Origin of the sequence: Propioniciclava sp. (assembly GCF_047602245.1) — a bacterium.
GTDB lineage: Bacteria > Actinomycetota > Actinomycetes > Propionibacteriales > Propionibacteriaceae > Propioniciclava.
In genome coordinates, this window is sequence record NZ_JASGHT010000001.1 from 1,531,064 (window position 1) to 1,553,166 (window position 22,103).

The 22,103-nt window shown below is 69.3% G+C and carries 25 protein-coding genes; 15 read left to right on the plus strand and 10 right to left on the minus strand.

The window, feature by feature from the left end; genetic code table 11:
- Positions 1 to 3 precede the first annotated feature (3 nt).
- The 6 genes from ccsB to QM708_RS07475 all read left to right on the plus strand — a co-directional run bounded on the left by ccsB (position 4) and on the right by QM708_RS07475 (position 6,052).
- On the plus strand, positions 4 to 939 hold the full coding sequence (gene ccsB, locus QM708_RS07450) for a c-type cytochrome biogenesis protein CcsB (RefSeq protein ID WP_415106152.1): 936 nt from the start codon (positions 4 to 6) through the stop codon (positions 937 to 939).
- A 15-nt stretch (positions 940 to 954) separates the two neighbouring features.
- Positions 955 to 1,572 (plus strand): TlpA family protein disulfide reductase, encoded by a 618-nt coding sequence (locus QM708_RS07455; protein WP_415106155.1) that lies wholly within the window; start codon positions 955 to 957, stop codon positions 1,570 to 1,572.
- Between the two features lie 29 nt (positions 1,573 to 1,601).
- Entirely contained in the window at positions 1,602 to 2,183 is a 582-nt protein-coding gene (locus QM708_RS07460; protein WP_415106157.1) for an FBP domain-containing protein, read from the plus strand.
- Positions 2,184 to 3,200: 1,017 nt separating this feature from the next.
- Positions 3,201 to 4,373, plus strand: coding sequence for a sensor histidine kinase (locus tag QM708_RS07465; protein ID WP_415106160.1), 1,173 nt, complete (start codon positions 3,201 to 3,203; stop codon positions 4,371 to 4,373).
- Positions 4,374 to 4,440: 67 nt separating this feature from the next.
- The gene (locus QM708_RS07470) at positions 4,441 to 5,094 is read left to right on the plus strand and encodes a response regulator (RefSeq protein WP_415106163.1); all 654 of its coding nucleotides are present in this window, start codon (positions 4,441 to 4,443) and stop codon (positions 5,092 to 5,094) included.
- A gap of 67 nt (positions 5,095 to 5,161) precedes the next feature.
- On the plus strand, positions 5,162 to 6,052 hold the full coding sequence (locus QM708_RS07475) for a helix-turn-helix domain-containing protein (protein ID WP_415106166.1): 891 nt from the start codon (positions 5,162 to 5,164) through the stop codon (positions 6,050 to 6,052).
- A gap of 51 nt (positions 6,053 to 6,103) precedes the next feature.
- Here the strand turns inward: QM708_RS07475 and QM708_RS07480 are convergent, their stop codons facing one another.
- Together QM708_RS07480 and QM708_RS07485 are read right to left on the minus strand one after the other, a co-directional pair.
- Entirely contained in the window at positions 6,104 to 6,751 is a 648-nt protein-coding gene (locus QM708_RS07480; RefSeq protein WP_415106169.1) for an HAD family hydrolase, read from the minus strand.
- A 13-nt stretch (positions 6,752 to 6,764) separates the two neighbouring features.
- Entirely contained in the window at positions 6,765 to 7,820 is a 1,056-nt protein-coding gene (locus QM708_RS07485) for a DUF2332 domain-containing protein (RefSeq protein ID WP_415106172.1), read from the minus strand.
- A gap of 294 nt (positions 7,821 to 8,114) precedes the next feature.
- Here QM708_RS07485 and cysE point away from each other — a divergent pair, with 294 nt between their 5' ends.
- Positions 8,115 to 8,909 carry a serine O-acetyltransferase gene (gene cysE, locus QM708_RS07490; protein ID WP_415106175.1) on the plus strand — a complete coding sequence of 265 codons (795 nt, stop codon included), beginning with the start codon at positions 8,115 to 8,117 and terminating at the stop codon, positions 8,907 to 8,909.
- Between the two features lie 154 nt (positions 8,910 to 9,063).
- Here cysE and QM708_RS07495 read toward each other — a convergent pair whose 3' ends face one another.
- Both QM708_RS07495 and QM708_RS07500 read right to left on the minus strand, forming a co-directional pair.
- Positions 9,064 to 10,320: an LCP family protein gene (locus tag QM708_RS07495; RefSeq protein ID WP_415106178.1), complete on the minus strand. Its 1,257-nt coding sequence runs from the start codon at positions 10,318 to 10,320 to the stop codon at positions 9,064 to 9,066.
- A gap of 58 nt (positions 10,321 to 10,378) precedes the next feature.
- Positions 10,379 to 11,323 (minus strand): asparaginase, encoded by a 945-nt coding sequence (locus QM708_RS07500; protein WP_415106181.1) that lies wholly within the window; start codon positions 11,321 to 11,323, stop codon positions 10,379 to 10,381.
- 93 nt (positions 11,324 to 11,416) lie between these two features.
- Between QM708_RS07500 and QM708_RS07505 the strand changes: the two genes are divergently transcribed.
- Positions 11,417 to 12,124: a hypothetical protein gene (locus QM708_RS07505; RefSeq protein ID WP_415106184.1), complete on the plus strand. Its 708-nt coding sequence runs from the start codon at positions 11,417 to 11,419 to the stop codon at positions 12,122 to 12,124.
- A gap of 53 nt (positions 12,125 to 12,177) precedes the next feature.
- On the opposite strand, the gene QM708_RS07510 is transcribed toward QM708_RS07505, so the two are convergent.
- From QM708_RS07510 to QM708_RS07525, 4 genes are all read right to left on the minus strand, one after another.
- Positions 12,178 to 13,086: an amino acid ABC transporter permease gene (locus QM708_RS07510; RefSeq protein ID WP_415106186.1), complete on the minus strand. Its 909-nt coding sequence runs from the start codon at positions 13,084 to 13,086 to the stop codon at positions 12,178 to 12,180.
- On the minus strand, positions 13,083 to 13,766 hold the full coding sequence (locus QM708_RS07515) for an amino acid ABC transporter permease (protein ID WP_415106189.1): 684 nt from the start codon (positions 13,764 to 13,766) through the stop codon (positions 13,083 to 13,085). The genes QM708_RS07510 and QM708_RS07515 overlap by 4 nt, the downstream gene beginning before the upstream one ends.
- 105 nt (positions 13,767 to 13,871) lie before the next feature.
- On the minus strand, positions 13,872 to 14,708 hold the full coding sequence (locus tag QM708_RS07520) for a glutamate ABC transporter substrate-binding protein (RefSeq protein ID WP_415106192.1): 837 nt from the start codon (positions 14,706 to 14,708) through the stop codon (positions 13,872 to 13,874).
- A gap of 58 nt (positions 14,709 to 14,766) precedes the next feature.
- Positions 14,767 to 15,486 carry an amino acid ABC transporter ATP-binding protein gene (locus QM708_RS07525; protein WP_415111351.1) on the minus strand — a complete coding sequence of 240 codons (720 nt, stop codon included), beginning with the start codon at positions 15,484 to 15,486 and terminating at the stop codon, positions 14,767 to 14,769.
- Positions 15,487 to 15,650: 164 nt separating this feature from the next.
- Here QM708_RS07525 and QM708_RS07530 point away from each other — a divergent pair, with 164 nt between their 5' ends.
- Both QM708_RS07530 and QM708_RS07535 read left to right on the plus strand, forming a co-directional pair.
- Positions 15,651 to 16,661, plus strand: coding sequence for a rhomboid family intramembrane serine protease (locus QM708_RS07530; RefSeq protein ID WP_415106194.1), 1,011 nt, complete (start codon positions 15,651 to 15,653; stop codon positions 16,659 to 16,661).
- Positions 16,658 to 17,536, plus strand: a complete 879-nt coding sequence (locus QM708_RS07535) for a DUF4031 domain-containing protein (protein ID WP_415106197.1) — start codon at positions 16,658 to 16,660, stop codon at positions 17,534 to 17,536. Before QM708_RS07530 ends, QM708_RS07535 begins: the two co-directional genes overlap by 4 nt.
- A gap of 19 nt (positions 17,537 to 17,555) precedes the next feature.
- On the opposite strand, the gene QM708_RS07540 is transcribed toward QM708_RS07535, so the two are convergent.
- Positions 17,556 to 18,224, minus strand: coding sequence for a response regulator (locus tag QM708_RS07540; protein ID WP_415106200.1), 669 nt, complete (start codon positions 18,222 to 18,224; stop codon positions 17,556 to 17,558).
- Complete coding sequence (locus QM708_RS07545; protein WP_415106203.1) at positions 18,217 to 19,059, minus strand: sensor histidine kinase; 843 nt, start codon at positions 19,057 to 19,059, stop codon at positions 18,217 to 18,219. The genes QM708_RS07540 and QM708_RS07545 overlap by 8 nt, the downstream gene beginning before the upstream one ends.
- Positions 19,060 to 19,190: 131 nt before the next feature.
- Here QM708_RS07545 and QM708_RS07550 point away from each other — a divergent pair, with 131 nt between their 5' ends.
- The 5 genes from QM708_RS07550 to QM708_RS07570 are packed head-to-tail and all read left to right on the plus strand — an operon-like array spanning position 19,191 to position 22,001.
- Positions 19,191 to 19,931: an ABC transporter ATP-binding protein gene (locus QM708_RS07550; RefSeq protein WP_415106206.1), complete on the plus strand. Its 741-nt coding sequence runs from the start codon at positions 19,191 to 19,193 to the stop codon at positions 19,929 to 19,931.
- Positions 19,928 to 20,701 carry a hypothetical protein gene (locus tag QM708_RS07555; RefSeq protein ID WP_415106208.1) on the plus strand — a complete coding sequence of 258 codons (774 nt, stop codon included), beginning with the start codon at positions 19,928 to 19,930 and terminating at the stop codon, positions 20,699 to 20,701. The genes QM708_RS07550 and QM708_RS07555 overlap by 4 nt, the downstream gene beginning before the upstream one ends.
- A complete protein-coding gene (locus QM708_RS07560) occupies positions 20,701 to 21,390 on the plus strand; it encodes a hypothetical protein (protein WP_415106211.1) in 690 nt (229 codons plus the stop codon). The genes QM708_RS07555 and QM708_RS07560 overlap by 1 nt, the downstream gene beginning before the upstream one ends.
- A gap of 60 nt (positions 21,391 to 21,450) precedes the next feature.
- On the plus strand, positions 21,451 to 21,687 hold the full coding sequence (locus QM708_RS07565) for an addiction module protein (RefSeq protein WP_415106213.1): 237 nt from the start codon (positions 21,451 to 21,453) through the stop codon (positions 21,685 to 21,687).
- Positions 21,684 to 22,001 carry a hypothetical protein gene (locus QM708_RS07570; RefSeq protein WP_415106216.1) on the plus strand — a complete coding sequence of 106 codons (318 nt, stop codon included), beginning with the start codon at positions 21,684 to 21,686 and terminating at the stop codon, positions 21,999 to 22,001. Before QM708_RS07565 ends, QM708_RS07570 begins: the two co-directional genes overlap by 4 nt.
- Positions 22,002 to 22,103: the final 102 nt, after the last annotated feature.

A 22,103-nucleotide genomic window follows, 5' to 3' on the forward strand; every position in this document is an offset into this window, starting at 1 on the left:
GCCATGCTCGAACTGTCCCGCTCCCTGCTCGCCGCCGCGACCGCGCTGATCGCGGTCGCCCTCGTGGTGAACGTGTTCGTGGTCGCCACCCGGCACCGCCGCCCGGCCGCGGTCGCGGCCCGCAAACCCGCACGGGCCGGCGGCGGCTCGCACCCCGTCTCGCCGATGAGTCCCGCCTCGGATCTCGACGCACCCTACGGCCCGGCGACCACACCGGCGACCGCGCCCCAGCGAGGCGTGGCCTGGGCCGCCGATCGCGCGGTCGAGGTGGCACTGGCCAGCATGACGGTGGCGCTGATCGTCCGCTCGATCAGCACCGGCCACGCGCCGTTCGCTAATCAGTACGAGTTCGCCTGTTCGTTCGCGTGGGGGATCACCGCCGCCTACGTGTTCTTCGAGCGCCGCTACGGCGTCCGTGCGCTCAGCCTGATGGTGCTGCCGCTGGGCCTGGTCATGCTGCTGTACGCCTCCACCGTAGGAGCCGAGGCGCGCCCGCTGATGCCCGCGCTGCAGAACCATCTGCTGCTCACCCTGCACGTGATCACCGCCGTGGTCGCCTACGGAGCCGCCGGCGTCTCGGCCGGAGCGGCCATCTTGTACCTGCTGCGGCCCAAGCTGACCCTGCGCGGCCTGCCGCACGAGGACCTGCTCGACGAGATCGGCTACCGCGCAGTGGTGATCACTTTTCCGCTGCTGACCATCATGATCATCCTCGGCGCGCTGTGGGCCAATATCGCCTGGGGCCGCTACTGGAGCTGGGACCCAAAGGAGACCTCGGCGCTGGTCACCTGGCTGATCTACGGCGCCTACCTGCACGCCCGCGTCGTGCGAGGATGGCGCGGCAGCCGCGCGGCCTGGCTGCTGATCCTCGGCTTCTTGGCGATCCTGTTCACCTACTTCGGCAACCTCTTCTTCGGCGGCCTGCACAGCTACGCCTGATCGGAGCACCCAGTCATGAGCGCACCAGCCTCCCCGCGTCCCGGCGAACACACCACGGTCGAGGAACGCCCCGCCGGCAGCCAGTGGCGCACCCTGCTGGCGATCGCGGTCGTCGTCGGGATCGTCGTGGGCGGCGGGTGGTGGATCACCCGGCCGACCAGCTACGGCGGCTCGGAGTTCGGTGTCGCGCAGGTGGTCGTCGACGGTGCCCGGCCGGCCCCCAAGGTGGGGACGCCTGCGCCGGACTTCACCGCGCTCACCGCCGACGGGCGCACCCTCTCGCTGTCGGAGTTGCGTGGGCGTCCGGTGTGGTTGACCTTCGGCGCTACCTGGTGCGCCCCCTGCCGCGTGGAGGCGCCCGACATCGAGGCGGCACATCGCGCTCAGCGGGCCGGCGTCCAGGTGGTGGGTGTGTACCTCGGCGAGGACGCCGCCGCCGTGAGGTCGTTCGCCGACGCCTTGGGCCTCACCTACGACCATGTGCCCGACCCGGACAAGGCACTGGCGTCCGCGTGGGGCGTCAACGGCATCCCTGTGCACTGGTTCATCGACGCCCAGGGCATCATCCGGGCCACCCAGGTCGGCATCCTCGGCCCCGAGCGGATCGACGAACTGCTGGCGCCGCTCGCCTGACGGCAAGGCCACAGAGGCAGACTGGAGGCATGAGAGCCCTCAGTCCGGACGAGGTCCGTACCAGCTTCATCAACGCCACCGAGCCCGAGTTGGCGCGCCTGGAGTTGCCCTGGTGGTTCGACGCCACCTTGTGGGATTCACTCGACTATCTGGGATGGACCGATCCTCAGCTGCCTGATCGGGGCTATCTGGTCGCCGAGACCGGCTGGGGATTGGCGGGGGTCACGCTGCGGCTGCCGTCGGTACGCCCGCGCGGACGCCATGCCCTGTGCAACCTGTGCTGCACGCAACACCGTGGCGAGGGCGCCGTGCTCATGGTCGCCCGGCGCGCGGGCAAGGCCGGGCTCGATCACAACACCGTCGGCACCTACATCTGCGCCGATCTCGCCTGCTCGCTCTACCTGCGTGGCCTGCGACGGGCCACCGGGGGCGGACGCCTGCCGGAGACGCTCGATCCGGACGCGAGGACCCGGCGCTTGCGTCATAATGTTGAGGTCTTCCTGTCGCGAGTGGCCGGCCCGCCCTCGGCAGCGCCGGGCACGCCGGGGCGAACCACACCTTCGGACGACCCGACTAGTACCTTTCACCGATGGGATACACCAGCAGGATGATTTATAATTCTAAACGTGAGGGCAGGGTAATTGCTCTCTCAACAAAGTTAGGGGAGAGAATATGAAGAGCATCATCGTCGCAGTGGTCAGTGGACTTGTCTTGAGCAACGTGGGCGTCGCGAACGTCAACATGTTGATGGTTCCTCGGTGGGCGTGCAACATCCTTCCGATTTTCTGCCGTTGATCCTCACGGTCACCGTCTGCCCCCCAGACCTGACCGCGACCCGACGCCAGTCCTTCAACACGATCTAGAACCCCCAACGATCTAGACCCCCAAGCAACACCAAACAACCCCCCAAACCACTAGCTTCGATCAGCCCGGCCAGCGCCCCCCGCAGGCCGGGCTGATCCATGTCCTGGCACCGATCGCCCTGAGCGACGACCCGACGGCACCACACCCGCCGACACCACGACGGCGCCCGCCCACCGCGTCCCTGTTGCCCAGCCTTCATTGGCCAGGGAGAGAGCGACCACGGGGCCGGGAAACAGGAAACACGAACCGGGGCCAATCGTCTCGATCGACCCCGAAGGATCACAGAGAACAACAACACGAGCGAAAAACAGAAAGAGGAGAGAACAACAAGTACATCGAAGGGACAGACGGACAAGTTCTGGAAAGCCAGCGGGGCGCCCCTGACTCGCGATCAGGGCGCCCCGCGTGCCTTATCGTCAGTGATCCTGAGAATAGACGGAACCTGTGGGGCGCGGCGTCCTGGGGGCGAGGACTGTCAGCAAACTACCCACGATGATTCCAACCATAGAGCCGACTGCGGCAAAGGCGGCTGGACTACCGACGAGGAGCCCGATGAGAAGACCTGCTGCTGCGCCGGCCACCGTACATGCGATGACAATGGCGTCGGGCACACGGCCCATCTTCTGGCTCCTTATCTCCCGGGGTTGGGACGCCACCTACGTTAATTGAAGGACCTCGGGGTCACCATCAGGAAAAGGTGCCGAGCGCCCCGTACCAAAGTAGGAGGCCCTAAGGTGGACCCGCGGGCATGTCAAACTGGTGCCATGACAACCGCGATCGGCCAGCACGCAGAGCCGCACCGCTTTCAGCTGCCCGAATGGATGGGACGCCTCGGCATGGCGGGCGCCCCGGAAGCGATGATCAGCCTGGTCATCCTGATCTACAGCGAGTTCTTCCCCTCCGAGGGCGTGGTCCCGGCCCATTTCGCGTTCGTCAGTACCCTGATGTGCATCTTCGCCGGCGTCACCGGACGGTGGCCGCGGATCGGCACGATCGGTGTCGGCGCCTGCCTGCTCCTGCTCAGCATGAGCCGGATCATGCCCACCACGACGCTCGTCGCGCTGTTCATCCCGATCGTGTCCAACGGCGCCCACGGGCAGCGCTCATTGCGCGACGCGTCGGCGTTCATCTACCTCGTCGGCGGGCTGGCCTGGACCATCCCCCAGGCGCACGACCCCCTCGAGATCGCGCAGACCGCCATGATCTGGACCCTGGTGACCGGCCTGGCCTGGGTGACCGGACGCTCGATCGACCGGCTGCGCAGCGAAAGCCGTCGTCAGGCCCAACTACGAGGGCAGGCGTTGCGCAGCCAGCGCCGCAGCATCGCCCGTGACCTGCACGACACCGTCTCCTACGCCACGGCCACGATGATCATGCGCGCCGAACAGATCAAGCTGCGCAGCACCGATCCCGAACTGATCGACGACCTCGACTTCATCATCTCCACCGGGCGCCGCTCGGTGCGCGACCTCCGCGGCATGATGGAAGCGCTGCGGCGCAACGATCCGGACCTGGAGCCGACCGAACAAGAGCTACGGCACATCGTGCCCCCGAACCAGATGATCCGCGAGCAGCAGGCCGAACTCGCCGCCCACGGCCTGAAACTGCAGACCAGCATCGAGGTCGACCCCGACACGCTGCCGACCTCGGTGCGCGAGGCACTCGCCAAGCTGGTGTTCGAGGCGACCACCAATATGGTCAAGTACGCTGCTCGCGGCACATGCCAGCTCCTCCTCGACATCCACGACGACGCCGTGGAGGCCGTCTTCACCAACCAGATCAGCGCCGGTGACACCCAAGGCCGGGCCACCGGCCTCGGCCTTGGCCTCGTGGGGGCGGCGGAGCGGCTGGAGGCGCTGGGCGGCGAACTGGAGGCGGACGCCGTCGGCGGCACCTGGATCCTGCGAGCCCGGATTCCGCTGGAAAGCAGCGTGTGACGGGCGTGGCGTCCACAAGGCACACCAAGTTAAGCAAAAACCGACAGATCAGGTGATAATGGCCCACATGGAGCAGACGGTGTTCGTAGCACTCGTGGACGATGACGCCATCGTCCGGACCGCGCTACGGGCCTACCTCGACGCCGCGGACGGTTTCGTGGTGCGGCACGAATGCACCGACGGCGCCGAGGCGGTCGAGAAGATCACCGCAGACCCGGTCGACGTGGTCATCATGGACGTGCGCATGCCGCGGATGAGCGGCATCGAGGCGACGGCGGCCCTGCGCGCGCGCCTGCCCCAGGTCAAGATCCTGGTGATCACCTCCTTCGACGAGGACGACGTCGTGCGCGACGCCCTGAAAGCGGGCGCCAACGGCTTCCTCCTCAAAGACACCTCGCCGTCCGCATTGGTGGACGCGATCCGCGCCGTCATGCAGGGAACCTCGGTCGTTTCGCCCGGGCCGATCACGTCGTTGCTGCTCAGCCAGCGAACCGCGCGCCCGACGCCGCCGCCCGCCGACTTGGGCCTCAGCCCGCGCGAGCTCGAGATCCTGCGCCTGCTGTGCGCCGCATACAGCAATACCGAAATCGCCGGCGAGCTATTCCTGTCGGAATCCACCGTCAAGACTCACGTTTCCGCGATCATGACGAAAATGAAGGTGCCCTCGCGCCTCAAGGCCGTCGTTCGGGCCTACGAACTCGGCTTGGTGGAGCCCATCTGAGACCGGTGGTTGTTCACGGGGATGTTCACATGAAACATCTCCAGCAATTTCCTGCGACAATAGGCCCGTGAATGAATCCCCCCCAACGTTCGCAGAGATCCTGACCGCCGCCATCCAAGCCCGCGGGCTCTCCTTGGAGCGCATCCGCACGCATTTGGACAAGGCGGGCGTGCCCGTGAGTATTGCCACCTTGAGTTACTGGCAATCGGGGCGCTCGCTTCCGACCCGTTCCCGCAGCTTCCACACTCTGGTGGAGCTCGAACGCATCCTCAATCTCGACCCCGGACACCTGACCCAGCACACGTACACCGCCGACGGGCGCACCCGTCGTGAGGTGTTCGAATGGCAAAAGGTGATGCCCGCGCGCGACCTCGTCGCGCAGGTGATCGGAGACCTCGGTATCGACATGCAGGGTGAACTCACCCGCGTCGCACACCAGGACCACCTCACCGTTACGGCCGATCGATCCGAGTCGCACCACGAGATGCGCGTCATCTGGCGGGCCGAACGCTCCGGCGTGCCGCGCTGGGCGGTCGTGAGCGAGCAGGACGCCCAGGTTCCCACCGACCAGGCCATCGAGGCCCTGATGGGATGCGAGGTCGGCGAGATCGTCGACTATCCCGAGCGGCATCTGCTCATCGCCGAGATGAAGGCGAACCGTTGCATGCAGCGGGGCGACCTGTTCGCGTCCGACTACCGGGTGACGACCACCCCGACGGCGATGCCGTCGTTTCGCCTGCTGCGCGCGGTGTCCAACGCCCTGAAGACGCTGACGATGGTCATCCACTTCCATCCGGACGCGTTGCCCAGCCGGGTGCTCGCCGGCGTCCAGGATTCGATGGACGACGACGACGCACCGACCACGACCGTGAGCGTCCCGCTCAGCGGCACCCAGGCGCAGCACGTGTGGACCGATGCCAAGCCGGGTGTCTACTCGATGGTTTGGGAGTGGGACTGAACGCCCTTCCCCTCGTTCCGGCGCTGGCCGGCTGGCCCGTTCCCGCGGTGCTCAGCCGGCCAGCGCCATGGTGAGCTCGGTGACCGTGTCCACCACGGCCAAGCTCGTTTCGGCGCGCAGGTCGCCGGGGAGGCCGGCCCCCCAGGTGACGCCCACACCGGTCATGCCCGCGGCCTGGGCCGCGCGCAGGTCGACGACCGCGTCCCCGACGTACACTGCACCCGACGGGTCGGCACCGATCCGTTCCGCGGCCAGCAGCAGCGGGGCGGCGTCCGGTTTGTGGGCACTGGTGTCCTCCAGGCCGACCAGCAGCGGAAGGCTGCCGTCCAGGCCGGCCACCCGCATCAGGTGCTCGGCGCTGTCGCGCCGCCGCGAGGTCGCGATCCCCAGCGGCACGCCCGCATCCGCCAGCCTGGCCAGCAGGGCGTCCATGCCCGGGTAGGTCTGCAGCAGGTGATGGTTCTCCAACTGCCAGGCCCGGTAGCCGGCCATCAGTTCGTCGACCTCGTCGGTCCCGGCGAGTTCGGTGAACACGTCGGGCAGGGTGCGCCCGATCCAGGAGCGGATCGTCGCGTCGTCGGCGGGCGGCAGGTCGTACTCGGCGAGCGTCCACCGGAAGGATCCGATGATCAGCGGGATGGTGTTGGCGAGCGTGCCGTCGAAGTCGAACAGGACGGCGCTCCAGCGCAGGTCAGTCACCCGCATACCCTAATCAGCGCGGATCGGGCGCTCCAACTGGGACGCCGTCCAGCCAGTCGGCCCAACCGCCGTGCGGGCTGCAGCGGGCGACCGGTTCACCGTCGAGCGCCGCGATGAAATGTGGGCGCGGGTCGTCCGGCAGGCGTCCGCGCAGCGAGGTGACGACGCTCGGCCCCTCGAACGACAACCAGCGGACGCCGCTGGCACCGATGGTCTCGACGACGGCGTCCCGCTCGTCGCGCGGCAGGTAGGCCAGCGTGGCCGAGTGCATCAGGACGGGGGTCGCACCGGCGGCCTCCGCGGCAGCGAGACCCTCGGCGAGGAAGGCGTCCAGATCCTCGGGAAGCCGCCCGGTACGAACGGGCGGCGGGTCGGACGCCGCGATCTGGAGAGCGGTCGCGAGCCGCGCCTCGCGTGCGTGCTCACCGGGCCAGACCAGCGCCCGCAACCAGCGTGCGTCGCCGGGATCGGCGGCCGCCAGCGGATGAGCGTCCAGTCCTGCCCGGTGGGCGATCACCAGATCGGCGGGGTTGCCCGGCGGGCGTCCGGTCATGGCGCAGTCGAGCACCAGACCAGATCGGCCCGCTGGCCGGCACGAGGCCGGCGCAACGGTGGCCCCTGTCGCGATCACGTCTCCCCAGGGCTGCCGGTAGCGGTAGCGGTCAGGGATCAGGCACAGACCGGCCGACGCCCCCACCTCCAGCAGCGCGATCGGCTGCGGCAGGCTCGCCAGGATCGGCGCCAGCACCGCGCAGCGCCCCGGTTCGTTGGTCTGAGTGAACCGGGCCAGGATGGTGGCGCGTAGCGCGTCCCAGTGGGCGTCGACCCAGGCCGCGAAGGCAGGCCCGCCCTCCAGGGTGGGGGCGCCGTGATAGCGCAGCGCGGCCAGGAACAGGTTCGGCTGCCGCTTGCCGCCGGGCAACGCGTCGAGACGGGCGCACAGGGCCTCGTCGCCGGCGATCCAGCGGCACAGCGCACCCCAGACCGGCGAGGTCGGATCGGCTTCACCCGCGAACCACCGGTAGAGCGCGTCGATCGGCATCGACGCGTACGCATGCGACCCCTTCATCGCTCCCCTCTCTCGCTCGGGTTACCTGGACGCGAGCATAAGGCCGCCGGCCAGTGCAGGCCTTCGGTGTCGTGATGCCCACCATGATCGTGGACCGCTGGAGGCGAGCATGGGGCCGTTGGCGTCCGTGCAGCATTCTGGTGAAGACACACACCCGAGATCGGCATGGACGGGCCGAGCCCGAATCGGCGGAGTGAGTGTGCCCGGTGGGCGTCCGCGTCGCGAGACCGCCCGGCTCACGGTTACTCTGGGGCGCGCACGCTGCCGTGCAGTTCAGGACCGAAGGAAGACGCCATGACCGAGCCCGTCGCCGACTACGACATCTGGCCCACCATTCGCGCGGAGGCCGCCCGTGACGCGGACGCCGAACCCTGCCTGGGCGGTTTCCTGCACGAGGCGATCCTGCGGCACACCTCGCTGATGGACTCCCTCGGATCGCTGCTGGCGCACAAACTGGCGAACCCGGTCATGTCACCGCTGACGCTTCTCGACCTGATCGGCGAGGCGTTCGTCGGCGATCACTACATCGAGGAGTCGGTGGTCGCCGACCTGCAGGCAGTCGTCACCCGCGACCCGGCCACCCGTGGCTACAGCCAGCCGCTGCTGTACTTCAAGGGTTTCCATGCGATCCAGAGTTTCCGGATCGCCCACCACTTCTGGGTCTCGGACCGCCAGGCGCTCGCGCTGTGGCTGCAGAGCCGGATCTCGGAAGTGTTCGCCGTCGACATCCATCCGGGCGCCCGCATCGGCCGCGGCATCATGTTCGACCACGCCACCTCGGTGGTGGTCGGCGAGACCGCCGTGATCGAGGACGACTTCTCGATGCTGCACGAGGTCACCCTGGGTGGCACCGGCAAGACCGGCGGCGACCGCCACCCCAAGATCGGGCGCGGCGTCATGATCGGCGCGGGCGCGAAGGTGCTGGGCAACATCAGGGTCGGCGAGGGCGCCAAGATCGGTGCCGGCTCGGTCGTCCTCAACGATGTGCCGCCGCACTCCACGGTCGCCGGCGTCCCGGCGAAGCTGGTGTCGTTCCCCGCCGAGTCCTTCCCCGCCCTGGAGATGAACCAGCGCTTCTCCGAGAGCTAGTCCCACTCACGCCCGGGTTGCGCACGGACGCCCGGGATACGCACGAACGCCCGCCGCACCGCCCGGCTCCGGAACAGTCGCCCGGGCAGGAAACAGGGCGACGGTGCGGAAACCGGGCGACAAGAGGTGAGGACGAGCACCTACTAACCAGGAATCACGCGTAGGCGGAGAGATCGCCCTCACCGCGCGCCATCGCATCGAACAGGGCCTTGGCCTTGGTCGCGTTCCACAGCACGCTCGACCCGGCGGGGGTGGTGTAGTCGGGGTTGCCGATCGGGACGACCATCATCTCGCCTTGACCGATGGCCATTTTGGCGGCGCCGGACGCGAGGGCGGCCAGTTCGCCGGCACCGACCTCCTCCCCCACGGTGACGCCACGGGCCAGCGAGGAATTGAGTCCCCACCAGCGCCAGGGCAGCAGGACGGTGGCGGGCGACAGCGATTTCTTCGCCAGCGCGGTGACCATCTCACGCTGCCGCTTGGCGCGGCCGAAGTCTCCGTCGGGGTCGAGTTTGCGCATCCGGACGTAGCCGAGCGCGGTGGCGCCGTCCATCTGCTGGCAGCCGGCGGCAATGTCGAGGTTGGACGCCGGATCCTTGATGGCGTTGGCGGGGCACATCTCGATGCCGCCGACGGCGTCCACCACGCCTTCGAACCCGCCGAAGCCGATCTCGGCGAAGCCGTCGATCTTGAGTCCGGTGTTCTGTTCGACCGTGGCGACGAGCAGGGAGGGGCCGCCGAAGGCGTAGGCGGCGTTGATCTTGTTCTTCCCGCGGCCGGGAATGGTGACGTAGCTGTCGCGCGGAAGCGAGATCAGCGCGGATTTTCCGCCGGTGGGCACATAGAGCAACATGATCGTGTCGGTGCGGTGCCCGACGGCTTCACCGGTACCGAGGCGCTTGCGGTCGGCGTCCGACATGCCTTCGCGGGAGTCAGAGCCGGCCAGCAGGAACACGTGTCCGGGTGTGTCCGCGGGGCGGTTCCCGGCCGGGGCCGCGTTCACCCGCGTGACGAACGGCCAGGTGGCGAGCGGAACGGCGATGACGTAGAGCAGCAGGAGGGCGAGCAGGCCGAGGATGACCCGGCCCGGACGCCGCCGCTTCGCGCGCGGGGCGCGGGCCGGCCGAGCGACCGGCGGCGGGGCCACGGGTGGCGGGGAGACCGGGGATCGGCGGGGCGCTGCGGTGCCACCGTCGAGCGGACGCCCGTCGGGACCGTAGTGGCCGACAGGGGTTGGCGCGGCGTAGCGCGGCTCCTGGCCCGCGGCCGGATCGGGAGTGTGGCCGCCTGCCTGGCCGGCGGCGTCGCGTGGTGCGGGCGCGCCGGGTTCGGGGACCGGCGGTCGCGGCCGCCCCCCGGCGGAGTAGCGACCGCGCCGGTACAACCAGTCCTCATCGTCGGAATGCGTCACCCGTTCAACGGTACGCAGCAGCTCCAACCGGCAACAGGGTGCCACCCCCCGGAATAGTTCACAGCACTGCCACGACCGAGCCGACCGGCACACCGTGGCCCAGCACGGGGACGGTGCCGAGCCGAGCGGCGGCGTCCGGGTCGACGCCGAGCCAGGCGAGGACCGCGCCGGCGACCACGCGTCCGGCGCGGGCGCCATCGGCGATCTTGACCGCGATGCCGCGCCCGTCGGGCAGACCGAGCGCGAACACGGCCTCGGCGCCCTCCTTGGCGATCAGGCCGGGCACATCGGTCATGATGCCGGTGTCGGGACGTCCGGTGCCGCCGACGAACCAGGGGTGGGTGCGCATCGCGTCGGCCACCCGTCGTTCAGACCCGGACGCCGCCGCGGCGAGGCGTCCGAAGGCGCGGGCGAGCCCGGCGAGGGGGATCCGGTGCGCGGGCGCACCGCAGCCGTCGGTGACGACAGCGCTGATCGTCTCGCCGGCCAGGTCTTCGATCGTGTCCGCGATCAGTCGTTGCAGGGGGTGGCCCGGGTCCCGGTAGCCGGCGGTCGGCCATCCGGCGGCACGGCAGGCGATCAGCATGCCGGCGTGCTTGCCCGAGCAGTTCTGGGCGATGCTCGCCGGCGGACGCCCGGCGGCAAACCAGGCGGCCAGCGGCGCCTCGCCGAGGGGACGCATCGGGGTGTTGTCGAGGTCTGCCTCGCTCAGTCCGGCGCGGGCGAGCATCGACCGGACGCCGTCCAGGTGGGCGTCCTCACCGGAGTGGGAGGCGCACGCGAGCGCCAGGGAGGCACCGGCCAGATCAGCGCCCGCACGGAGCGCGGCCACGGCCTGTATCGGCTTGGACGAGGAGCGCGGGAACACGGCGGTGCCGGGGTCTCCCCACGCTTGCGCGACCGCCCCGCCGGGGTCGGTGACCACCGCGATCCCCCGGTGCACGGACTCGATCACGCCCCCGCGGACGACGTGGGCGAGGACGGGCGCATCGAGCAGGCTCATGTCAGTCTCCTACGCCGTGCGGGTGCTTCACCGCAACCCCCACCACGAACCTGAGATTTTCCTAAATGGGTTTCTTATGTAATCATCATATTCATGCGCTTCGTCACTCCGCTCCGCGCGCTCGCGGTCTCCACCCTGGCTCTCGCGATCGGCGCCTCCGCCGGCATCGTCATCGCGACCACGCCGGCCGAGGTCGTCGCCACCGCCACGGACCCTGCCGTGCACGAGGCGTCCGCCGAGCTGCTGAGCGATGCCCACGCGCGCAGCGAGGCCGAGATCAGCCGTGCGGCGGCCCGGGAGGCCCTAGATGCGGAAATGCTCGCGTCCGTGGAGGCCCGCAACGCGACGCTGACCGCGACCGCCGAGGCGATCTCGGAGACCGACGCCGCGATCGCGCAGCGCCTCGCCGAAGAGAAGGCGGCCCGCGAGAAGGCGGAGGCCGAAGCCAAGGCCGCCGCCGAGAAGGCCGAAGCCGAAGCACTCAAGGGCGGCACTCCGGCGCAGAACAAGGAGCTGGCCCGCAAGCTGGCCCGCGACCTCTACGGCTGGGGCGAGGATCAGTTCTCCTGCTACGACAACATCATCATGCGCGAGTCGCTGTGGATCACCACCGCCGACAATCCCACCTCGAGCGCCTACGGCATCCCGCAGGCCCTGCCCGGCAAGAAGATGGCCAGCGAGGGCGCGGACTGGAAGACCAACCCCGCGACCCAGATCAAGTGGGGCCTGAAGTACGTCAAGGAGCGCTTCGGGACGCCCTGCGGCGCCTGGTCGTTCAAGAAGGCCCACGGCTGGTACTGAGCCGAGTGCCGGCGGGTCCCCCGCCACCCCACCCGAGCGACGCCCCCGCTGCTTCAGCGTGGGGGCTCGTCCTCGATGTGATCGATCGGCTTGACCGGCCGCATGCCCGCCACCAGCGCCACTGACTCATTGGTCGTCGTCATCACGGTTCCCGCCTGACGGTTGGCCACCCAGCGCTCGGCGCGGTCGGCGAGCCCGGCCAGCGCCCAGTTGATCAGGATGAAGATCACCGCGATCACGAAGTAGGCGACGATCAGATTGCCGTAGTTGGCCGAGATCCGCTGCGCCGACTGCAACAGTTCGGGATAGGTGATGATGTACCCGAGCGCGGTGTCCTTGAGCACGACGACCAGCTGGCTGACCAGGGCGGGCAGCATCGCCCGGATCGCCTGCGGCAGCAGCACCATCCGCAACGTTTGGCCGCGGGTGAGCCCGATGGCGAGCCCGGCCTCGGTCTGCCCCTTGGGCAGGGCATGGACGCCGCTGCGCACCAACTCGGCGATCACCGACGCGTTGTACAGCGTGAGGCCGGTCACCACACCGGCCAAGGACGCCGCAGGCCCGGTGAGGACGCGCGAGTAGATGAAGAAGTAGTAGGCGAAGATCATCATCAGCAGCACCGGCACCGAGCGGAAGAACTCCACCACCACGCCCGAGATCACCGACAGGATCCGGCGCGGCGAAAGGCGCCCCATGCCCAGCAGGACGCCGAGCAGACCGGCCGCCACCACGCTGATCGCCGCCGCCATCAGCGTCGCCTGCAGGCCGGGCAGCACGTAGGCCGTCCAGACCACAGGGTTGAGGAAGGGCGTCCAGCGCTCGGGGGTGATCTCGGCGCGCAGCAGCCACAGCATGCCGGCCAGCAGTCCGGCGATCGCGACGATGCCGGCGACGGCGAGCAGGGCGTACCGGCGACGGGCCTTCGGGCCGGGCAGGTCGAACAGGACGTTCTGGACGCTCATCGCAGCACCGTCGCCTTCTTGCTCCACCAGGTGAACAGCAAGCCCAGCGGCAGGGTCAGGACGACGAAGCCGGTGGCCATGATCACGAAGATCGGGATGATCAGGTCGGAGTACATCTCGATCATCTCCTTCATCACGAATGCAGACTCGGCCACACCGATGGTGGCCACGACCGTGGTGTTCTTGCACAGGGCGATCATCGTGTTGCCCAGCGGGGCGATCGAGCCGCGGAACGCCTGCGGCAGGATCACCTCGCGCAGCGATTGGCCGAAGTCGAGCCCGATCGCGCGGGCGGCCTCGGCCTGGCCGGGTGGCACCGTGTTGATCCCCGAACGCAACGATTCGGCCACCAAGGAGCTGTGGTAGACCGCGATGGCGACGATGCCCATCAAGTAGTTGTGCACCCGCGTCGGCTCCGACAAGGGTGCGAGCGACAACTGCATCTTCATGTAGACGCCGAACGCGAAGAAGAAGGCGATCAGCGTGAGCGGCGTGTACAAGATGACGTTGGTGTAGAGGGCCGCCGCCTTCGAGAACACCGCCACCGGGGAGACGCGCATGATCGTGATGATCGTGCCGAGGATCAGCGCGCCGAGCGCGCCCCAGACGGTGAGCTGGATGGTCATCCAGAACGCGCCCAGGACGTTGTAGTCGGTGAGCATCTGGCTGAGACGGTCCATGGATCCTCCTTCGCGTCGGTCAGGCGGGTCGCGGCCGGGTGTGCGTGTCGCCGGCCCGGGCCGGTCGCCCACACGCCGTGGGCGGCCGGCCTTCGAGACGGTCGCCTAGCTGCAGGCCTCCAGGGCCGGCGGGTTGCGGTCGTCCGGCTTGAAGCCCGACTTGCCCGCCGTGTCGTCGAGCGCCTTCGCCCAGGCGCCGGAGGACACCATCTTGGTCAGGGCCTCATTGACCTTGGTGCAGGTCGCCGTGTCGCCCTTCTTGAGACCGACGCCGTAGCGCTCGGTCGTGAACGGCTTGCCGACCACCTTGAACTTGCCCGTGTACTGCGGCTGGGACGCGTAGCCGGCCAGGATCACGTTGTCGGTCGTCACCGCGTCCACACCGCCGGACTCCAGCGCCGACACGCACAGCGAGTAGGCGTCGTACTCGACGAGGTCGAGGTTCGGCTGCTCCTTCTTGATGTTCTGCGCCGGGGTCGAGCCCGCCACCGAGCACACCTTCTTGCCGGCCAGGGAGTCAGGGCCGGTGATGGAGGTGTCGTCGGTGCGGACGAGCAGATCCTGGCCCGCGATGAAGTAGGGCCCTGCGAAGGAGACCTTCTCTTTGCGGGCGTCGGTGATCGAGTAGGTCGCGAAGATGAGCTTGACCTGGTCGGCCTGGATCATCGTCTCGCGTTGCGGCGACTTGGCCTCGACGAACTCGATCTGGTTCTCGGCATAGCCCATCTCTTTGGCGACGTACTTGGCGACCTCCACGTCGAAGCCGGTGAAGGTGTTGCCTTCCTGGACGCCGAGGCCGGGCTGATCGAACTTGATGCCGATCTTGATCTTCTCGCCACCGCCGCCGGGGGCCGGAGTCCCGGAGGGGCTGGAACAGGCTGTCAGGACGAGCGCGAGGGCGGAAGCGGCCCCCGCCAGCGCCCACATCTTGGATCGTGCCATGAGTGTGTGTCCTCTCGTTCACTCGGTCGTACCCCACGGCGCCGGCGGCGCCGGGTGATCAGTGGGTCAGGATCTTCGACAGGAAATCCTGAGCGCGGGCGGTCTGCGGGTGGGTGAAGAACTCATCAGGGGTGTTGGTCTCGACAATCTGGCCGTCCGACATGAACACGACGCGATCGCCGGCCTTGCGGGCGAAGCCCATCTCGTGGGTGACCACGATCATCGTCATGCCCTGCTTGGCGAGGCTGACCATCACGTCGAGCACCTCGTTGACCATCTCGGGGTCGAGCGCCGAGGTGGGCTCGTCGAAGAGCATCACCATCGGATTCATCGCCAGCGCCCGCGCGATCGCCACGCGCTGCTGCTGGCCGCCGGAGAGCTGGGCGGGATACTTGCCGGCCTGGTTGGCGACCCCGACGCGTTCGAGCAGTTCCATGCCGCGTTCCTTGGCTTGGGCTGCGGGCATCTTGAGCACCTTCAGCGGCCCCAGCGTCACGTTCTCCAGGATGGTCTTGTGCGCGAACAGGTTGAACGACTGGAAGACCATGCCGACCTTCGCGCGCAGTTCGGCGAGCGCTTTGCCCTCTTCGGGCAGCGTCTCCCCCGCGATGCGGATCGTGCCGGAGTTGATCGCCTCCAACCGGTTGATCGTGCGGCACAAGGTCGACTTTCCTGACCCGGACGGGCCGATCACGACAACCACCTCGCCCTTGTCGACGACGAGGTTGATGTCGTTGAGCACGTGGAGGTCGCCGAAGAACTTGTTGACCTGCTCCATCTCGACGACCGGGCTGCGAGCATCCTCCACCATGTCGAAACCCTAGTCCGGCGCCAGTAACTACTGAACGTAGGTAAGTAACTATTGGGTTGCGAACGCGCCGGTACTCCTCGGACGCCGCACGCGCGCTTCGGCGGAAAGGGGCCGGCGATTAGGGTGGACGGGTGACGAGCACCCCACCCAGCGGCCCCGATTTCCAGGCCCAGCCACCGCAGGGGTGGCCACCGCAGGAACCACCACCGCAGGGGTGGCCGCCGCCCCCGGCGCAGGGCCCGTCCGCGGGCTGGCAGGCTCCCCCACCCACCTGGCCGCCCCCGAGCACGCCGCAGCCGTCCGTTCCGCCGCCGTGCGCCTACCACGCCGACCGCGCGGCGGGCGTCCGCTGCCAGCGCTGCGGCAACCCGATCTGCGGCGAATGCATGGTCGAGGCGCCGGTCGGTTTCCAGTGCCGCGCCTGCGTCGCGCAGGGCATGGCCCTCACCCGGCAGGCGGAAGGCCCCTTCGGCGGACGCCGCTCGGCGAACCCCGCCCTCACCTCGCTGGTGCTGATCGGCCTCAACGTCGCCGTGTGGCTCGCGATCCTGCTCGCCGGCGGCGGTCAGGGACGCCTCACGGGCATCCTCGCTCTCACCCCCGGCGGCATCTGCGACCTGCCCGCCGGCAGCTACGTCGGCGTCTCCGCGCTCCAGTGCGCGGGCGCGGGGGGCACGTTCCTGCCCGGCCCCCTCGACGGCGGCTGGTGGCAGATCGTGACCAACGCGTTCACCCACGTCGATTTGCTGCATCTGGCGATGAACATGCTCGCCTTGTGGTTCATCGGGCCGATGGTCGAGCGGGTACTGGGTCGGACCCGTTTCCTGGCCGTCTACGGCGTCTCGCTGCTCACCGCGTCCGTCTTCGTGTTGCTGCTGTCGGCGCCGGAGACCTCAACCCTCGGCGCTTCGGGCGCGATCTCGGGGCTGATGGGGGCACTGTTGGTGCTGGTGCTGCGGCTGCGCGGCAACGCCCAATCGGTGCTGATGTGGATCGGCATCAACGTGGTGATCACCATCATGGGCAGCGCCGGCATCTCGTGGCAGGGCCACCTCGGCGGCTTCCTGGGCGGCATCGCGACCACGCTGGTGATCATCGCGCTGCACGCCGCGCGGGCGCGGGCGCGGCGTCCGCAGCCATGATCCTGCTGGACGCGCCGCGCTGGCCGGCGCACGGCACCCTGTGGGGACATCTCGTCTCGGACGCCTCGCTCGCCGAGTTGCACACCTTCGCCCGCGCCGCCGGCCTGCCCGCGCGCTCCTTCGACCACGATCACTACGACTATCCCCTGGCGCGCCACGACGAGTTGGTCGCGCTCGGCGCGGCGCTGGTGCCGTCGACGGAGTTGCTGCGTCGGCTGCGGACCGCCGGCCTACGCGTCCGGCCCGCGCAGAAGACGCCGAGCCGCGCGGAGGCGTCCGACCGGCTGCGGCGGGCCTGGTCGGGACTGCTGCCCGCCGAGCGCGGTCTGCGCGACGACCTGCTGGCCCGTTGGAGCGAGCCGCACCGGCGCTACCACGACCTGCGCCACCTGGCGTCCTGCCTGATGGCGTTGGCCGCCCTCGACGTCGACGACGATCCGGTCGTGCAGTTGGCCGCCTGGTTCCATGATGCGGTCTACACCGGCCGGGCCGGCGAGGACGAGGAGGCGTCCGCCGTACTCGCCGAGCAACGGCTGGACGGCCTGCTACCGGACGCCGACGTCGCCGAGGTCGCCCGCCTGGTGCGGCTCACCGCCACCCACGATCCCGCCCCGGGCGACGCACGCGGCGCCGCCTTGGTGGACGCCGACCTGTCCATCCTGGGCGCGCTGCCGGGCCGCTACCACGTCTACGCGCGCGACGTCCGCCTCGAATACGACCACCTGGACGCCGACACCTTCGCCGCCGGACGCGCCGCCGTGCTGCGCACGCTGCTGGCGCGCCGGCCCCTGTTCCGCACCCCGGCCGGCATCCAGTTGTGGGAACGCCCCGCGCGGACCAATATGCGCGAAGAGCTCGCCGAGCTGACGGGGTGAGCCCGGCGCGTCCGCGCGATCAGGCCGGACCGCTGCAACCGGGCACGACCAGTCCGCCCTCGTATGCGGCGATGACGAGTTGCGCGCGGTCCCGCGCACCGAGGCGGGCGAGCAGCGCCGAGATGTGCGTCTTGAGCGTGGCCCTGGTGATCCGCAACTCGGCCTCGATCTGATCGTTGGACAGCCCGCGAGCCACCAGGGTGAGAATCTCGGTCTGGCGTGGGGTCAATCCGTCAAGACTGCCCCGGGGGCCGGCCGTCGGGAGCGACCGCTCGACCAGGACGCCCAGCGCCCGCGGCGAGAGCAGCGCCCGCCCGGCATGCACGGTGCGGAGGGCGTCCACCAGCGCTTGGGGCGGGGTGTCCTTCAGCAGGAACCCGGACGCCCCCGCCCGCAGTGCCTCGACGACATATTCATCCAGCTCGAACATCGTGAGCACCACGACGCGGGTCCCGGCGAGGTTGGGGTCGGCGCACAGACGCCGGGTGGCCGTGAGTCCGTCGATCTCGGGCATGCGAATGTCCATCAGCACCAGGTCGGGGCGGGTCGCCCGCGCCACCGCGATCGCGTCCGCCCCGGTGGCCGCCTCGCCGACGACGGTGAGGTCGGGTTCGGAGTCGATGAGTGCGGCCAATGATCGGCGCAGCAGAGTCTGGTCATCGGCCAGCACGACGCGGATCTCAGTCATCGCCGACCTCCGATGGATCGGGAAGAAAAGCGGTCAGCAACCACCCGTCGCCGCGCGGGCCGGCCTCCACCGTGCCCCCGAGGGCCCCGGCTCGTTCCCGCAGACCCAGCAGGCCGTGATTGGCTCCCGGGCGGGGCGTCCAGTGGGCGGAGCGGCCTGCGTCGCTGACGCGCACCTCGAGCGTGGTTCCGGTGTGACGCAGGCTGACATCGGCTTGCGTCTGGCCCGCGTGGCGGGCGACATTGCTCAGCCCCTCCTGCACCACGCGGTACGCCGTGAGTGCCACCCCGTCGCTGTTCGACCGGACGTCCTCACCGGTCCAGCGGACGTCCAGGCCGGCGGCACGCGCACGGCTCAGCAGTTCGGGGATCGCCTCCAACCCGGGTGTCGGTTCGCGGGGCGCATCGCCGGTGCCACGCAGGACGTGGAGCATGCGCCGCATCTCGGTCGTGGTGGCGCGGCTGACCCGCTCGATATCTCGCAGCGCGTCCGGCGCGGTGGCCGGGTCGCGGTCGGCCAGCCGGGTAGCGACCGAGGCCCGCAGCGTGATGAGTCCCAGCCCGTGCGAGACGAGGTCGTGCAGGTCGCGCGCGATGGCCAGGCGCTCGGCGGCAACCGCCTGGTCGGCAGCCTGCCGCTGTAGCGCCTCCTCGAACCGGCGGCGGTCGTGCCACGACTGCCGCAATGCCCACAGCACCGCACCCGCCCCCACGGACAGGGCGAGCACCGTCCCCCACGGGGGCGCATCCGGCATCCCCACAGCCAACAGCACCGCGGCGAGGGTAAGCACCAGCGCCACGCTCGCCACGCCGACGATCGAGTGGCGGCGGACCATGCCGGGAGCCTACCGAAAGGCCTCGGGCGGGGCCTCAGCCTTGGGGCTGACACCCCCAGGGTTGAGGCCGACGGGCCGCTCCACCCCCAGGGGCGATGGCGGGCGGCGTCCGGCACGAGAACCTGAATGTCATGATCGAGGTAACCGGACTCACCAAACGACACGGCAGCATTGAGGTGCTGCACGACGTCTCCTTCACCGCCCAACCCGGCCGGGTGACCGGCTTCGTCGGGCCCAACGGTGCGGGGAAGTCATCCACCCTGCGCATCCTGCTGGGCCTCGACCGGCCCGCCGCGGGCTCCGCCACCTTCTCCGGGCGCCCCTACGCCTCATTCGCGCGCCCCCTGGTCGAGGTGGGATCGATGCTCGACGGCAGCGGCGCCCATCCGTCACGGACGGCGCGGGCGCACCTCGGCTGGGTGGCCGCCAGCAACCGCATCCCGCGCCACCGCATCGCCACCGTTCTCGAGGTGGTGGGTCTGGAGTCGGCGGCCCGCCGGCGCGTCGGCACCTTCTCCTTGGGAATGGGCCAGCGGCTCGGGCTGGCGACGGCCCTGTTGGGTGAGCCGCCGGTGCTGGTGCTGGACGAGCCCGTCAACGGGCTCGATCCGGAGGGCGTCCGGTGGCTGCGACGACTTCTGCGGGGTCATGCGGACGCGGGCGGAACCGTCTTGTTGTCGAGCCACCTCATGGGCGAGCTCGCCGAGATCGCGGACGACGTCGTCGTCATCCATCGCGGCCGCATCCGGGCGGCGGGCACGCTGGCGCAGGTGACCGGCGCGCATACCAGCCTGGAGGACGCCTTCTTCGCGCTCACCGGCGGCGAGGGCAGCACCGCGTCGTCGTCCTGCCAGGCCGGCGGTGCCCGGTGATCGCGGCGCTCGACGCGGAGTTCCGCAAACTCGTCACCCTGCCGGCGGTCTGGCTGGCCGTCGCACTCACCATCGGGCTTCCGCCCGCGCTGGCCTCCGCGAACGCCGCCATGTTGCGCCGCGCCCTCGACACGGGTCGCCTGGACGGTCTCCTCAGCACATCAACGGTCGACGAGGGTTTCGGCCAGCTCACCTTGGGAATCGTCGGCGTGATCGTGCTGGCGGTCGTCGCGGTGTCATCGGAGTACACGCGCAGTGGCCAGCACAGCGGCGGGAGCCGTCAGCTACTGAGCACCATGGTCGCAATGCCGCGACGAGGGCAGGTGATCGCGGCCAAGATCGTGGCGGTCACGGCCTGCACCGCCGTCATGGCCGCCATTACGATTCCGCTGACCGTGACCGTGTCGCGCGCCGGGTTGGGTCGGTACGCGTCCGCCTTCCCCGACATGTTGTCCAGGAGCGTCGGCGTCACGGCCTACTGGGTGTGTATGGCCTTGCTGGCCCTCGGTCTCACCGCGCTCACCCGCAACGGCGTGGTGCCCATGGTGCTGCTGATCACCAACGCGTCGATGATCTCCTTCAGCCTGCTTGCGTCCCGGGTCACCGACTTCGCCAAGTACCTTCCCGACCTCGCGGCGTACCCGAGTTTCATCTCCGAGCACCCCATGACCCACCCCCTGGAGCCGTCGGCGGGCCTGGTCGTCCTGGCCATCTGGGGAGCCGCTGCCGTTGCGGCCACAGCGATCAGCTACATCATTCGGGACGCCTGATGACCCGGATCGCCGGCATGGTCGATGCCGAACTGCGCAAGCTCTGGAGCCTCTGGCAGGTGCCACTGGTGGCGGTCGCCACCTGGGCGATGGCCGGGATCGTGGCCGCAACCCTGCGCACCACCCCTGAGATGATGCTCACCCCCGTCGACATGGCCGCCCTCGTACCCGACTACGTCCAGGCCGGGCCCATCGTGCTGGGCGTCATCGCGACGACGAGCGAGTACACCTCACGCCAGATCGTGGTCTCGCTGGCCGCAGTCCCCCGCAGAGCCGACCTCGTCGCGGCGAAACTGCTGGCGCTTACGGCGTCCACCGCGGCGATCTCGCTGGTCTCGATGCTGATCACATTCCACGTCGCCGGGGCCACCTGGTCCGCCGGGGAAGCCCGCCTGACCACCCTCACCGTCGGCTACCTCACCGCGGTGGGCCTGATGGCCGGCGGCCTCGGATTGGTTCTACGTCACCTCATCCCCACCCTGGGAACGGCCCTGGGCCTGCTGGTCATCGCACCGCCGCTCCTCACCCCACTCACCGGCCTCGCCCGCTATCTCCCGGGCACCGCTGCCACGCGCTGGTACGGCGTCCAGGTCGCGGCGCCCGAACCCGGAGCCGGCTGGCTCATCGCAGCGTGGGCGTTGGTCGTCTGTGCTCTCGGCGCCGTGGCGCTGGTCAGGAAGGACGCATGACGAAACGAATCTGAGATCTAAGCCAGGAACACACGCCGGCACGACAAGTACACTTCGGGCATGACACCGGACACCGCAACCTTGATCCGAGACGCTCTCGCGCTCGACGCCGATCAGCGTGCGGTCGTCGCCAACGCCCTGCTCGAGAGCCTCCACGGCGTAGACGACACGAGCGATGTCGATGCGGCGTGGCGAGCAGAAGTCACTCGGCGTCTCGCCGACGTGCGCGCCGGCGCAGTCGACCTGGTGGACGCCGACGAGCACTACGCACGTTTGCGCGCCTCGCTCACCGCATGACCTTGCCTCAGCGGGAACACCCGGAAGCGGTCGTCGAGTTCGACGCCACTGTGAATTGGTACGAAGCACAAGAACCAGGGATCGGCGTTACGCTCATCGACCGTGCGAGGCAGGCCCGACAAGACATCGCCGACTGGCCGGACGCCGCCCCATTGTTCACCACAGCTGACGATGGCACCGTGATCCGCAGCAAGGCCGTTCGCGGGTACCCCTACCGAGTCATCTATGCCGTGGAACCAGGCATGATCCTGATCCTTGCCTACGCTCACGAACGCCGCGAACCCGGCTACTGGCTCCATCGACTCAACGACTGAGCAAGCACCGCACCGTCGCGACGTGGCACCTGACCGAGACACGGACCCATGGGGCGGCAGCGAGCAATGGCTTGCGGAGTGTGGCACCTTTGAGTCCATGCG